We start from the raw sequence: 15285 nt of genomic DNA, 5'->3' as shown, positions 1-15285 counted from the left end.
TCAAGCCTCCTGCGCCAGCGCGTGCAGTCCGAGCGCGGTGGCCTGGTGCCGCTCGAGGGGAGGAAGGTCGAGTGCAGCCATGCTGCGCAGGAAGTGGGCATCGGCCGTGTCCGTCGCTTCGCTTTCGGGTTGCGCGACGACGAACTGCAGGGCGCTGGCGTCGAGGGTCATCCCAGGGGGCGCCAACCAGTCGCTGAATCCCGGCAGGAGGATGCGCTCGCGTACGTCCCCGAACAGGGTGACGTGAACGGGGAGGCCCTCCTCCGCGATCAGGTCCAGCCGGGCATTGAGGTCGTCGGTGTCGGGGCAGCTGTCCAGGTTGAGCGAATCGAATCGGAGCGGGCTTGCGCCGAGGGTGATGGCGCTGGCGGTGACGCCGCCGGGCGAGAGCTCGAGGAGCACTGCCCGCGCCTCGCCGAGCGGGTCGACCAGTGGTGGTATGACGGTGCAGGTTTCGTCGAGAACGAGTTCCGCTCCCGAAGTCAGAAGATGGTGCGGCGATGTCCACTCCAACGCTGCTACACCGGCAGCGACCACCACCGCGCCGGAGGGAAGATCGACCCGGGTCCGCACGTCGAAGGTCCGGCCGGGCGCGGTTGCAGCGGCGCACATTAGGCGAGCGGCCGCTTCGGAGGGCGTTGGGTGCGGTGTACGCACGACCTCAACCCCAGACCAATCGCCATACTCGTAGGGGGAGCCCGCTCCGAGCCAGTCGTCGGCCCCGGGGACGACGATGACCGGTACGCCGGCGCTGCGAAGGAGCCCGGCCGCGTCGGCCACGGTGGTCGGGAGGGCGGTCGCGCGGTCGAGAAGGCCGCCAACGACCACCACGGCGTCAATGTGGCGCTGCGCGACCGTGGCGAGCACGGCTGCAGCGAGCTCATAGGACCAAGCGCGCATCCGTACTCCGGTCTCGGCGTCGAATTCGCGCCATGCGCGGTCGAGCCTGAGCCCAGAAACTGCAAGGAACGTTTCCATCAATCTGGTCCCCCTGTCGGCGATACGTTAGGGATGTTGCACGAAGGGTGCGACAGAAACCGACGACTTGGTTCAAGCAAAGGGGTGAAGGTGATCGGGGTCAACGAACTCCGCCCCGGCCTGCGCCTCGAGGGACTCCATCCGACGGGCATCGCCGAGATCGTCGGCGTCCGTCCAGTTGGCCCGAAAGCGCTGATCACTTACGTGGACGAGTACGGCGTCAATCACTCTCTGGTGGTCGGCGAAACTGATCTGGACGGCGTGCGGCCGATCTCGAGCGGCGAAGGCAGGTTGGACGGCGACCCGGTGCAGTTCGCGCTGGGAATAGACGCCCTGCGCATCAAGAACGCGCACCTGCTCAACCCACTACTCGCATTGACGACGGCGAATGTCGAGCCGCTCCCTCACCAGGTGCAAGCGGTCTACGAGCATCTGTTGGTCGGTGAGTCGGACCGATTCCTGCTGGCCGACGACCCTGGGGCGGGCAAGACCGTGATGGCCGGCCTCTACATCCGAGAGGCATTGGCGCGCGGATGGGTGAACACCGTCGCGGTGATCGCGCCCGGTTCGTTGGTCGAACAGTGGCAGGACGAATTGTTGACCAAGTTCGGTCTGAATTTCGAGCTGTTCACTTCCGCCGTCGGCGACGGCAACCCTTTCGACCAGACGCCCTTCGTCATCGCGCGCCTCGACCAGCTCTCGCGCAACGTTCGACTTCGTGAGCAGTTGGCCGAGGCGGCGTACGACCTCGTAGTTATGGATGAGGCCCACAAGCTCAGCGCCCGCTTCTGGGGATCGAAGCTGGTGAAATCGAAACGCTACGAACTCGGCGAGATCGTCAGGGACTCGGCACGCCGAGTGCTGCTGATGACCGCGACACCGCATAACGGCAAGGACGAGGAGTTCGCCCTCTTCCTCCGGTTGCTCGGCGTTCAGGGCCGTGGGGAGGATCCCAGTGAGCTTCTCGACGCCGGGCTGATGCGCCGCCTGGTCAAGGAGCAGCTCGTCCACGCCGATGGGTCGCCTCTCTTCCCGGCTCGTCATGCCGCGACGGTGACCTATCGGATGTCGGCGCTCGAGCTCGATCTCTACGAAGCCGTCACCGAATACGTCCGCCACGAGATGAACAAAATGGACGGCGAGGAGCGGAGGACCGTCGGGTTCGCTCTCCTCGTCCTGCAGCGGCGCGTGGCGTCATCGCCGGAGGCGATCCTTCGCTCCCTTCACCGTCGCACCGATCGGCTCGCCGCGGAGCTGCAACGGGTCCAGGCGGCCGATGATCGTCTGCTGGCCCGACTCGAAGCGAGCATCAGTGGACCACAGGACGCCGATGAGTGGACGGCCACTGAAGAAGCCGAATGGGAGGAGGAGGCGTCGGCCGTCGCCACGACGGCTCGGACGCCCGCGGAACTCCAAACGGAGATCATGGTCCTCACGGAACTGTTGGAAAAGGCGACGCGCGTACGGGAAGCCGACGTGGACGCCAAGTGGGAGGCGCTGGCCGAGCTGCTCCAGAGCCCCGAGATGTTCGAGTCTGAGTCGGGCGCGCGGCGGAAGATCCTCATCTTCACCGAGCACAAGGACACCCTCGAATACCTCGAGGACAAACTGAACGATCTCGTTAACGGGCAGTACGACATCGAGACGATCCACGGCGGGTGCAGCCGCGACGAGAGGCGTGGAGCGCAGATACGCTTCCGGGAGTCGGATCGGTCGGCGATCTTGGTCGCGACCGACGCGGCCGGTGAAGGCGTCAACCTCCAGGTCGCGCACCTGATGGTCAACTACGACATTCCGTGGAATCCGAACCGGTTAGAGCAGCGCTTCGGTCGGATTCACCGGATCGGACAGCGACACGAGTGCCACCTCTGGAACCTGGTCGCCGCCGAGACCCGGGAGGGCGACGTCTTCCTTACATTGATGCAGAAGCTCGAGCGGCAACGGAACGCCTTGGGCGATGCGGTGTTCGACGTTCTCGGCGAGGTGCTTCATGAATCCAACCTTCGCGACCTTCTCGTCAGTGCTCTGAACGGCGCTGCGCCCGAGGACGTCGAACGCGAACTCGCGTCCGTTGACCGCGGCGTCGCCGACGCGATCGAGCGCCGTCGCGTGGCGCAATCGTCGTTGACGGCAGAGGACGTCGCTGGTTTGCGGCAGCGGATGGCTTTGGCGCGAGCGGGCAGCCTCAACCCGACCGTCGTGCGTGAGTTCGTGATCTCTGCACTCGTGACCCTGCAGGGAGAGATCGTTCGGGGATCCGCCGGTTGGACAGTCAGGCATGTGCCGGAACGCGTCCGGCGGGTGTCCTCCGCGATCCAAACCCGGTACGGCGACGTCGAGTTCGAGCCTGTCACCGATGCCGCGGGGCTCTATGGGCCGCGCGAACTCCTGGCGCCTGGTCATCCGCTTGTCACCGCACTGGCCGAGGTCGTGCTGGGCGATGCAGGGGTCGCCCTGCGGCAGGGCGTCATCCTCGACGACGATCGCTCCGAGGCGTCGTACGCCGTGGTCGTGGCACGACGGCGGTCCGACGGGATGGACAGACTGGTCGTGCTCCGTTGGGTCAGTTCGCCCGATGCGGCTGGAACGCCTGTCGACCTTGGTCTCTTGTCGGCGCTGCTGCCGTCTCAGGCCCCGGCCAACCAGGCTGAGCTGGCGTTGATCGAATCGGTGCTGGCGGCGATGCGGGCACGCGGTGACGAGGCGCTGGCCGTTGCCTACGTGCGCGGTGCGGCATTGGCCGAGACCGCCGAAGGGTGGGACAACGCGCGCGACGTGTTGATCCAAGGATCACGCGGGGCGGTCGTGACCGAAAGTGTCGGGTGTCCGTGGGATGTTCAGATCGAGGACGACGGGGTCTGGAAGTTCGTCAAGGCGGTGCCTACCGGGCTCGTCCGATTGCGGGCGCACGAGGTGGCCGCGCAGCAGGCATTGGGTGACGACTATTCGATCTGCGAGTTCTGATTCTGAAGAGGCGGAAGGCCAAGTGATGCGCGACTCGAGGACCCACGAACTGGGGCGGACAAGGAGAGATCAAACTTTCGACATCGGTCTGAACCCTGCCAGTTCCCTGGCTTACCGGTTTGATCCCGAGTGGTGCTCACCGTGTGCTTGAGTTGGATGTGGGATCGCGGAAAAGAACGAGAGGCACGCTATGAGTGACGACGTGACCTCTGACCCCCACGTCACATTGCATCCGATTGTCAGCGAACTCGCGGAGGCGCTCGCGCGCGATGCCGGGTCGCGCGCAGAGATCGTGCGAGGAGACAACCACAACTGGCTGGCGATCGAAGAGACGTCCAGCATGATGACTTTCGTCGAAGCCGAAGGCGCCGAGCTCCGCGTCGTTCCGTTCGTGGGGGACGCTGAAACAATTCGCGCGCTCTCTTTCATCACCGAGATCAGGCACTCGTGGCTCGATGGCGAGTACGAGCTGGTGGCGGATGTGTCCGCCCTTTCCAGCTATGCCGACCGCGGCCACATCATCGACCTCATGCACTCCGCCTTGGACTACTGGACCAGGCTTGCCGACGCCCCGACACCAACGCCAGTGCCAGCTCCGGTCGTCGACGAGTCGATTGAGGCGCACGAGACAACAGAAGTTGATTTCTCCGAAGAGGAGATCGAAGTGCCGGCCGACGAGATGACGGCCACGGACGTCCGAACAGTCGAAGCGCACATGCGCGCAGACATCAGCGATCAATGGTCGTGGGCGTCGTCGGCCGCGCGGATCCCGCAAATCTCTGATCTCACCGTCGCTGTGGCGGAATCAATCGAGCACGCTCGAATCAGTGTCGTCGTGCGCGACGCGGACGTTCAGTTCGGTACGAAGCTCGCCTTCGAGGGCCCGCTGGACGCAGGCACCTCTGTGTTGGGCAGCGTGCATGTGCCACTCTCCGCTCGGGTCATGTCGCAGGTGGACGAGCGCCAAGGCGCAGAGTGTGTCATCACTCTCGAAGACGTGGCCTCGGACCGCGTGCTTGCTCGATATGACGAGGAGCTGGACATCCAGCCGCGCGACCTCTGGTTCAGACAAGGCGACCCGCGGCGCTCAGAGCAGCGCGCGCGAATGGTCGCGAGGTACAACGAGCTGCGTGCGCTCCTTCGGGAGGATTCCGAGCGAGCCGACGGCGATGAGATTGGCGCTGAGCTTGACTGGCTCGCACGCGTCGTCAATGACCAGGACAGTCGCAGTGATCTACTGAGCCAGTCACTCCTCGCATCCTTCGTGCGTCCGAACCATCCCGAGATTGCAGTATTGGCCCGCGAGTCTGCTGACACCCGCGGACGCATCGCAGGTGAAGCGTCATTCCACGATTTCCAGATGCCCGAGCGTGACGCCGAACAGCGGCATGCGGTTTCGACCAGCGTCGAGGGCTCGATCACGGCAATCTACGAGACCCTCCGTTCTCGCAAGATCGCCTACTCCAACCCGCCACCCGGCTGGGATTACACCCGTGAGGGCCAACGCATCCGCGACCACGGGGTCGTGGCTAACGGCGGGCTTGGGACCTGCATGGACACGACTGTGCTCACCGCCGCTGTGATCGAGCACGTCGGGCTCAACCCCGTGCTGGTACTCATCCCGGGCCACATCTTCATCGGGTACTGGCGTCTCGACCCGTCCAAGAGTGGGCAAGGGGGATCACCAGACTGGTATCCGCGTTCCCCAGTCGTCCAGGACCGGTCCCGCATCCGGAACCTCGTTGAAGCGGGCTACCTCGGACTCATCGAGACAACGGCCCTGACGGTTGCGACCAATTCTTCGCCGAGCGATGCTCGCGAAGAAGCCCGCCAATTGCGGTTCGCCAGCGGGATCCATGCCAACGACGTCACGCTCATCGACGTTGCCGCAGCCCGTCGCGAAGGCGTTTCTGCTTTGCCAGCGGTCAATGAGCGGGCAGATGGCGTCACCGAGATCTACGAGTACCGCGCCGGGCAACCCGCCGTCGTTACAGAGGTCGACGAGAAGGTCATCGATTCTGAGTCGCGCCAGCGGCATGTCGACAACCACCCGGCGCGTTACCGAACGTGGAAGAGCTCGCTGTTCAGCTTGAATGCCACGAATGCCCTGCTGAACCTGGGCAGCAACGCTCGCGTCCAGCCGCTCGTCCTCCCACCTGAGGGTCTCGGTGTCCTGGAAGACATGCTCAATCAGGACGTCTCGTTTAGCCTGATGAGCGGTTATGACATCCCTGAGATCCTGGCTGCGCGTGACCACAAGAATGCGCTCCAGCTGCTGGAAAGCGGCAACGTCGACGACCGCAAGGAGTTGCTGGCACAGCTCCATGAGCGGCGGATCTACGTGCAGCGGATCGGGCGATCCGGGGGACAGATGACCGCCCTCGGTCCCAGCACATTCGTGAAGGAGATCCGGTCGATCGCCCACAACGCGAAGACAGCCCGCGAGGAGCGGGGGATGAACCCACTGTTCCTCTGCCTTGGTCTCTTCCGCTGGGAGTACAAGCCGAACGTGTTCGCTGAGGCCCCACTCATTCTCGTGCCGGTCAACATCGGCGTGGCCCGTGGTCGCCAAGAGGTCACACTCTCGCTCGACACTTCTCAGCAGACAACGCCGAACGCAGCTCTAATCGAATGGCTTCGTCGTGAGCATGGCTTGTCGATCCCGGGGCTCGTGGAACCGCTCGCAGACCGAGCGGGCATCGATGTCGATGCGGTTATCGCCGAGGTGCGAAACGCCGTCATTGGGCGGCAGCTTTCTACTCGAGTCGAGGTGATCTCTGAGGCACGCCTTGCGACTCTGGATCTCTCCTCCTTCCGCATGTGGCAGGACCTCAACGTCAACGCGGACCACTTCTTCGAACGCCCCTTGGTCAAACACTTGGTCCACACGCCCACCGAGACCTTCGAGGATCCCGCGGTCGAGGCTGCTGACGGCGCCGCCCTTGATGAGTCCTTCGAGGATGAGCTGGAGAAGCTGGAAGCCCCCATCCCGGCCGACTCCACCCAGAAGCGAGCAGTGCTCTGGGCACGGCAAGGCCGCACCTTCGTACTCCAGGGACCGCCAGGGACCGGCAAGTCGCAGACCATTACCAACATGGTCGCCGAGTGCCTGCTGACCGGGCTCCGCGTCCTGTTCGTGGCAGAGAAGGGCACCGCCCTAGCCGTGGTGCAGCGGCGATTGGACGCAATTGGTCTCGGTCCCTTCACGTTGAACCTTCACCACGAGGGTTCCAATGCGGCTGAGGTCCGCGCCCAACTCAAGCGCGCGCTCACTGCCAGCGTGAATCCCGACAACCTCGCGATGGAGAGTGCCCGTCGGCAACTCAGGAATGCGCGCTTCGAGCTGACTCAGTATCCCCAGCAGCTCCACAAGCCCAACGCCGCCGGGCTGTCGGCGTACGGTGCTCACGACGAGTTGCTGGTGCTCCAGAACGGCCCAACGATGCCGATCCCCACGACGCTGGTTGCGCACAACCCAGAGCAGGTCGAAGCCCTCAAGGACCTCTTCGAAAGCCTCCAACGGTGGACCACTGCAGCCGGGGTTCGTCCTGACCATCCGTGGCGCCTCGCCGGTGCAGGGAACGGCGACCCGTTCGACCTCGAGCGAGTGAGTAGCGCTGTGCGCGGCATCCTGACGGGCATCGAATGGTCGGCCTCGCTTTCCGGAGCGCTCCGTGAGGCGCTCGATTCCGTCACCCGGCCGGCCCAACTCAACACCCTGGTGGCCGCAGCGAACCCCGCGTTCCCGTCCGGGGACGAGTTGGCCGCGGTGCTCGATTCGAGTTGGCCGGCACGCGCCGCCGAAACAGCCACGGCTTGTGAACGCACAGTTGAGGGCTGGACCGCTAAGCTCCACGGGTTTGCAACGGACGTGCTTGGGCTCGACCTCCGCGGCGTCGCGACGCAGTTCGACGCCGCGACGGCTTCCGGCTTCATGGGACGCAAGGGTCGCCAGACGGCAGCCATTGCCGCGCTAGCAGCTGTGGCTCCGCCAGGCCTGGACCTGAACCCGGCAAATGCGGGGGCGATCCTGGCCGACCTCGTTGCTGTGAAGGACGCAGGCGAACATGTCCGGACATCGCTCGCGGCCACGCCGGGGTTGTCGAGAACTGTGCCCGTCAATGCATTCGTGCCCGGCGCGCTCGCGGCTGCTCGCGCCCGGGTCGAGGAACTAACTCAGGCAACTGCCACCCTTCGCGATGGAGGTGATTGGACGCACGATGTCCACGACCTTGCACGCGCTGGCCACCTGGCTGGAAAGGCCGAGGCGCTATCCGAATATGCGGACTCTTGGGGAAACCTTTGGGATGAGCTCGCGATCCAGGAAGCGGACTTCGAGATATGGCGGAACGGCGCGATGCTGGCGTCAGCAGTACGCCGAGTCGAAGAGATCTGGCGGCGCGATGTTGACTACGAGCGGCTCGTGCCGCTTCAGCGGTGGTGCACCCTCGTCCGCAAACTGGAGCCGCTTCGGTCCGCTGGCCTGGACCAAGCGCGAGTTGAGCTGCTCGAGGGCAGCCTGCCCGCTTACACCGCTGAAGATGCACTTGCGCGTGGCGTCGCACGGGCCTCGCTTGCCGAACGAATTGGCGCTGAGGGTCTCGATCGCTTCGACGCCGTGGCGCACGACCAGCGCGTGTCGGCATACTCCGATTCCCAGGCGGAGGTCCGCAAGCAGTGGGTCACTGACGGGCCGTCGCGGATCATGGCCCGTAGGGGCGGCGGAGGCCTCGGCTCTCGGACTGGCGGCCTTGCGCGGGAGTTGGAGAAGACCACCCGGAAGCTCGGAACCCGACCGATCCTGCGGAAGTACGGCGAAGCCGTCCAGGAACTCACGCCCCTCGTGCTCTGTAGCCCCTCGTCTGTCGTCGACCTCATCGAACCCGGGGTCATGGAGTTCGACCTCGTTATTTTCGACGAGGCCTCTCAGATCACTGTCCCCGAAGCAGTCGGCGCTCTCGGCCGCGCCCGCGCCGCCATCGTCGTTGGTGACAGCAAGCAGATGCCGCCTACCCGCAAGGTCGGGGGCGGTTCAGCCGACGATGACGAGATCGATGATCCTGATGCCGAGGAGATCGTCGAGGACCAAGAGTCGATTCTGAGCGAGTGCGAACTCGCTCGCGTACCCACCCTGAGCCTTAACTGGCACTACCGCAGCCAGGACGAGGCCCTGATTGCCTTCAGCAATCGCACCTACTACCGGGGCGACTTGAGCAGCTTCCCGACACCCACCCTGCTGTCATCCGAGACCGGGCTTGAGTTCCGCCCCGTGCACTGGCCGGAGAACGGCGACAAGGGCATGTACCTGCGTGCGGGCGCAACGAAGGTGGATCTCGGAAACGGGGTTGTTGCAGGCTCCAACACCAACCCGTTCGAGGCAGTCGAGATCGTGAAGTACGTGCACGAGCTCGTCCACGCATCGCCCAACCTGCCTTCAGTCGGCATCGTGACGTTCAACGAGCAGCAACGGCAGCTCATCGCGGATCTCCTCCATTCCAGCGATGATCCCAAGGTGGCCGACGTACTCGACGAATCAAAGATGGGCCGAGGTGAGGCCCTCTTCGTGAAGGCCCTGGAGCAGGTCCAAGGCGACGAGCGCGACACCGTGGTCTTCTCCATCGCGTTCTCGAAGCAGGCCAACGGCAAGGTCCCGACCAACTTCGGACCTCTTTCGAACGCCGGAGGTGAGCGACGGTTGAACGTCGCCGTCACCCGCGCACGTCGCAAGAACGTGGTGTTCTGCTCCTTCAACCCGGCCTCCAACGAGCTCGATGTCTCCGGCTCGACGTATCAAGGGCCGAAGGACCTCAAGCAGTTCCTGATGGATGCGCAGGCATCCGGCGCTCAGGGCGAAGAGGTTGAAACGGCGCACCGCATCGCCATCAGGGACCGGCACCGCGACGACATCGCGGCGGCCCTGCAAGACGCTGGCCTCCACGTGATGTCAGACGTCGGCCTGTCCAACTTCCGGCTCGACCTCGTTCTCGCGCGACCGGAGAACCCGCGACGACCGATTCTCCCGGTTCTGCTTGACGGCGAGAGTTGGAAGAAGCGGAACACGGTCTCCGACCGAGATGTCCTTCCGGTCGAGGTTCTCGAGAACCTTATGGGCTGGCCGACCGTGGCTCGGATCTGGTGGCCTATGTGGCTACAGAACCGTGATGAAGTGATCGGGCGCATCCTTGCCGAGGTGGACAGGGCAGAAGCCGCGCTTGAGGGCGGGGGCGCCGAACCGGCACCGGTTGTCCAGCCTGACGCCTTGGCGACATCGAGGCCAGCAGTCGTCGAGCGGGAAAGTGGAGACGAGTCGTTGATGTCGACGGCTGCCTCCTCCACGCAGCCCTACGACGCTGAGGCCGAGGCGGTGCCGTCTCCAGCGGACGTTGCCGCGTCTGAATCTGCCTTTGAGCCTCCGAACTCAGCGGAGCCGGCACAGGGGCCAGCGATTGCCAATGGCGCTCAACGGGCAGAACCGGACGTTTCGGACGTCCACGACAGTGAGGTTGACGAGCGGCCATCCGGCGGGAGCCACTCAGCAGCGGACGGTGCTGGGTTGGTCAGTGAGTTCGCACCTGCCCACACGAATGTCGTCGGGGCCCGCGCGCTACTGGACGCACTTCCGGCCCGGGCGGCCGCAGCCACCGTTCGGGAGCAACTCCTGGACGTGATCGAGACCGAGGGTCCGATCGAGCTGGCCAGGCTCACGCGCATAGTCGCGCGGCGATTTGGCCTCAACGCCGTGCGGGCGGCCCGGGCGGACGACATCGCCCGCCTCGTCCCCAGGGGGCAACTCAAGAAGGGACGACTGGGCTCATTCGCCTGGCCGGCAAACCTCGACCCCGCGGAATGGACCGGATTCCGCTACGTCGACGCAGACGCCACTCGTTCCCTGGACGAGATCGCGCCGGAAGAGATCGCCAACGCAATGCTCGCTGTGCAGGCGGAGTACCCGGGAGCCAGCGGCGAAGACACCCTGCGTCGTACGGCGGAACTCTTCGGCATCCTCCGGCTTGGTGCCAACGTCCGTTCGCGCCTAGAAGCCGTCTACAAGAAGCATCCGTCCGAACCGCCCGCCGTCGCTGAGCCACCCGTTGGTCACGACCACGCACCGCCTGCTGACATCGTGCGTCCGCCACTGGCACCACCCCCGCGGCCACCAGTGCCGGCAACTCATTCGACGCCGGACGTATCTGTCGCTCGACCGCCCGATCCGATCGTCGAGCAGCTCGCTCGAGAAGCCGAGACCATCCGACCCGACCTGAGCAGGGTCGAGGACTACCTCTACTACGACTACTCGCGTGACCGAGAGCTCGGACGCGACCTCAAGCGTTTGGTCGACGAGCTGGTGATGGACCCCGACTACGATGGGCGCAACCCGAGTCCCGTCGCCGACTCCCGAACCGCCCACCTGTCGGCCGAAGACGCCGAGTCGGTCGCCTACGCGGCGCCGATGGTGTGGCGTGAGACGGTCGGAAAGGCACTTGATCGGGTAACTAAGAAGTTGGTCACCCACCTGGCTGCGGACCCCGAGTTCGATCCGCTCCCGTGGGAAGCAGACATCAGCGACTTCGTAGCTCGCCGGATGACAGGCACGCGGCCCGGACTCGTGGGGCTGGTTCAGCAACAACTGAACCAGTACGCCTATGAAAACGGCCTCATCGCGAAGGTCGAGGAGGAGCTACAGCGCGAGGCCCGGACGGCCCTCAGCGCTATGGCCCCCATCGATCGAGACATCTACGGCTTCACCAGCAGGAACGCCAAGCGACTCCAGTTGGCCGAGGCGTACATCTCGCACGTCAAAGAGAGTCGTCAACGATTCGTCGTCTACTGGATGTCTCGGTTTGAAGCGGAGGAGTCGGGCCTCGAGAGGGAGGCGCGCTACGCCACCGCTGCCCGACGCTTGGCCGCGCAGGGTCAGACGCGAGCAGCGATCTCGCGCCTGCTGGGGGTCTCGACCTCGATAATGGACCGCATCGAACGGGAGAATCGCAAGGACGTCCCCCTCAGCCCTGACGACCCGATCCTCACTGACCTGGCTCCGTCCCTCCGATGATAGGGAGGCGGTAGCCGCGGCGAATCCTGCCGGCTTACCTATTGCGCACAGGGCAGTTGCGCAGGTCGTGGCCATAGCCGTTGCACTTGGAGCACCGGCGAGCCGTCGGGCATGTCTGAATGTTGTGTCCGGGATTGCCGCAGTTGCTGCACCGCCGCACGTTCGGGCAGTTCCGCATGTCATGGTTTCCGGCACCACAATTACTGCAGGCCACGTTCCTACCTCCTGGGACGGCGAAGATCGGACCCGGCTCGGGGCCGATCGTGCTCGATGAGTCTTTCGGATAGTGGAGCCGTGCGCCCCGAATATTCGGAGATTCTTTACTTTCGCTGATCGACGTGCGCGCCAATCATCGCGTCAACAGTCGCGATGAGGTGGGCCGTCTCGGCGAACGTGGGTGACAGCTTGTAGGCGTGCTGGTGACACGCCTCGGAGAGTCGCGACCAGGCATACTCGACGCGGGCGGGGACGTCGGTGCCCTCGTAAGCTGCTTGGAGGCACGTGAGTCGGCTGCGCATGTTGGCGCGCCCAGCGTCGAGGTCGCGGGCGGCGAGCAGGTCGTCGACGGCTGCCTCGAGCGCGGTGCGGGCGAGCCAGCAGGCCATCCGGTTGCGGTCGGTGTGGCTGCTCGAGAGCGTTGCGCGAGCCCGCCCCACCAGATCTTGCGCGGTCGCGGTCACTTCGCACCCTCGCGGATGTCGGCGATGGCCTTCTCGACATCGCGCGCTGCATGGAGCGGGTCGATGTGTTCCGGGAGGCCCTTGTGGAGCGCGCCGCCGACGTTCATCAGGGCGAACTTCCGGTACGGCGCAGCACCCCAGGTCGACCTGAAGTCCTCGCGCCATTCCCCATGGATCGCGAGGCAGATCCGTGCGGTCGTCTTGGAGTTCTTCGTCCACTCCTTCTCGACCTCGGCCAGCGGCGTACCTGTTGCGAGGCTGCTCACGAAGAACCGGTCGCGAGCAGCTGACTCGACCGCCATGCGGAGGATGCCGGGCAGCGTGCGCCGGAGTGCCTCATCGGGTAGTTGCTGGTCCTTGGTAAGGGCGAACGCATCGCGCAGGTAGCGGGTGGTCGGGTCGTCGGCCGTCGCGAGCTCGATCACCGAGCCCTGGCCGCGGCTGACCTCGATGATGGTGGCGTCCGACGACGATCGGCGGACGGCTGCCGGCAGGCGGTCGTCGTGGGACAGCACGATCACCTGACGGGTCTTCGCGAGGTCGCTGAGCAGGTCCACGAGGCCGTCGACCTTCGCCGGGTCCATCGCCTGCACAGGGTCGTCTAGTACGACGAACCGGAACGGCGACTCCGCCATCGTCGCCCGCGGCAGGAACAGTGCAAGCGCAAGCGCGTGCAGCTCTCCTTGGCTGAGGACCGCAATGCTGCCGGCATCCTCGCCGTCGACGGTCGAGCCGATCCGGACCCGTCGCTGGGTGCCGGAGCCAGCCAGCTCGAGGCTGCCGATCTCGACGTTGCTCTCCTGGCGCAGCTTCGCCCAGGCCTCGCGGGCGCCGTCGGCGATCCGGGACACCCGCTCGTTCTTCAGGCGCAGGTCGTTGTCCTTCAACCACTTCTCGGCGATCGCAAGGAGGTCGGCTGTCGGCTTCTTGGCGAGCCAGTCCTCCTGCTCGGTGCACCAGCCAGCGATGGCGGCGGCGAGCGGCTCCCACTCGTCCTCCCGTGCTGACAGCTCGACGCCTGCCGCCTCGCGTACCGCGGTCAGCGCGGTCGTGAGGTCGTCCAGGTGGAGCTCGAGGTGGTCGGCCAGGTCGCCTGCCTTAGACGCGCTAGACCCATCGGGCGCGGTGACCCAGGTGGTCCAGGCATCGCGGGCGGACGCGACGGTGTCGTCCAACGCCGGCAGCGGTGACTGGTCGAGAATGGCGGGTCGGGCGATGATCAGCTTGCGGGCCGCGTCGAGCGCGAGGTCGTAGGTCTGTTGGGCCTCGGCGAGGTCGCGCAGCTCGGCCCGCTCCGCTGCCACTTGCGTCTTGCTCGTCTCCGCCCATGATTCGTCGAGCTCGCCCTGGTGGCAGACCGGGCAGGTCATGTCGCCGTGTTCGGCGTGCGCCTGGAGGGCGCGCTCGAGGAGGGTCAGCCGCGCTGCTCTGCGTGTTGACGTGTCCACGGCAGCGTCGGCGAGGCTGGCGATCGCGGCCCTCAGGCGGTCCGCGGCAGCCTTTGCCTGCTCGTGTGAGGAGGGAGGCGCGATGTCCTTCAGCCCCCGGAGCCGCGGGAGCGGTCCCTTGTCGACGACAGTGCCGCCGGTGGCGAGGGAGCGGAGAGCGGCGACGTCGGGGACCGTCTTCTTGAGGAGTGCGGCTGCAGCGGCCGCACGTTCGTCGTCGAGGTCGGCAGCGCGCGCCTGTAGGTCTCGGCGCCGGTTGTTGAGGTCGGTAGCGGGTGCCTTGGCGTCCTTGAGCCGGACCTGGATTCTCTTGAGGGCGTCGCCGAGCTGGCCGACCCCGAGGACGTTGGCCAGCGCGTCGTACAGCTCACTCGGCTTGCCCTCTAGAAGCCCGCCGAGCTCGTCGTACGACAGGATCGGACGGAATAGGTCGAGCGGCCGCTGCCAGCCCAAGTGCCCGAGGCCGTCCTCCTGCTTCTCGCCGTGCCTCTGGCTCTTGACTGTGCGTGCGTCGACATCGGTGGCGTCGGCCGCCCAGGTGGAGGTGATCGCGATCGGACCCTCGTCCTCCTCGATCACGTCGACTCGGATGGACGCGGGGTCGCCGGCGTGGAGGTTGCGCCAATGCTCCTTCCACTGCGCCGACTTCTGCTTCCAGCGGTAGGTGCCGCCCGTGAGGACGAGCTCGAACGCCTCCGCGATGCTCGACTTTCCCGAGCCATTGCGGCCAGCGATGATCGTCAGCCCGGGCTTGGGTGCGAACTGGACCTTCGTCTTGGGCCCAATCCCGCGGAACCCCTGGACCTCGATCGAGCTCAGGAAGATGCCCGCGGGCACGTGGGCATTGGCGTCGTGGGTGTCCGCGCCGCGGCTCGCCTTGACACCGGTCGAGAGTTGTTCGTCCAATTCGGTGTCGCCGCCGAGCGAGGCAAGCACTAGAAACTTGGCGTCGTCCTCGATGGAGTCGTCGGCGTCGAGTTGGTCCCACACCCAGGTCACAAGGTTCTCGGTCACGAGCTGAGGCTAGGGGAGGGGTGCGACAGAACCCTGCGAATCAGCGAAACGCCGTTTGAGCTGCAGCGTCGGGTTCTGTCGGACGTTCTGACTACCTTCTGGTCTGCGGGCGGGGAGCTCCCTCAGCGGGAGCGCCGCTCGCGTTCTT

The 15285-nt window shown here is 65.5% G+C and carries 5 protein-coding genes; 2 read left to right on the top strand and 3 right to left on the bottom strand.

Features of this window, described 5'->3' with window-relative positions:
- On the bottom strand, positions 1-978 hold the full coding sequence (locus tag F0U44_RS12190; protein ID WP_149728539.1) for a hypothetical protein: 978 nt from the start codon (positions 976-978) through the stop codon (positions 1-3).
- A 90-nt stretch (positions 979-1068) separates the two neighbouring features.
- Here F0U44_RS12190 and F0U44_RS12185 point away from each other — a divergent pair, with 90 nt between their 5' ends.
- Together F0U44_RS12185 and F0U44_RS12180 are read left to right on the top strand one after the other, a co-directional pair.
- Positions 1069-3942: a DEAD/DEAH box helicase gene (locus F0U44_RS12185; protein WP_188113454.1), complete on the top strand. Its 2874-nt coding sequence runs from the start codon at positions 1069-1071 to the stop codon at positions 3940-3942.
- A gap of 190 nt (positions 3943-4132) precedes the next feature.
- Entirely contained in the window at positions 4133-11995 is a 7863-nt protein-coding gene (locus tag F0U44_RS12180) for an AAA domain-containing protein (RefSeq protein ID WP_149728537.1), read from the top strand.
- 320 nt (positions 11996-12315) lie between these two features.
- Here the strand turns inward: F0U44_RS12180 and F0U44_RS12175 are convergent, their stop codons facing one another.
- Both F0U44_RS12175 and F0U44_RS12170 read right to left on the bottom strand, forming a co-directional pair.
- Positions 12316-12675, bottom strand: a complete 360-nt coding sequence (locus tag F0U44_RS12175) for a hypothetical protein (RefSeq protein WP_149728536.1) — start codon at positions 12673-12675, stop codon at positions 12316-12318.
- Complete coding sequence (locus tag F0U44_RS12170; protein ID WP_149728535.1) at positions 12672-15137, bottom strand: AAA family ATPase; 2466 nt, start codon at positions 15135-15137, stop codon at positions 12672-12674. Before F0U44_RS12170 ends, F0U44_RS12175 begins: the two co-directional genes overlap by 4 nt.
- Positions 15138-15285 lie beyond the last annotated feature (148 nt).

The organism is Nocardioides humilatus (assembly GCF_008373755.1).
Classification (GTDB): Bacteria; Actinomycetota; Actinomycetes; order Propionibacteriales; family Nocardioidaceae; genus Nocardioides; species Nocardioides humilatus.
This window is presented reverse-complemented; position numbering and strand designations above follow the sequence as displayed.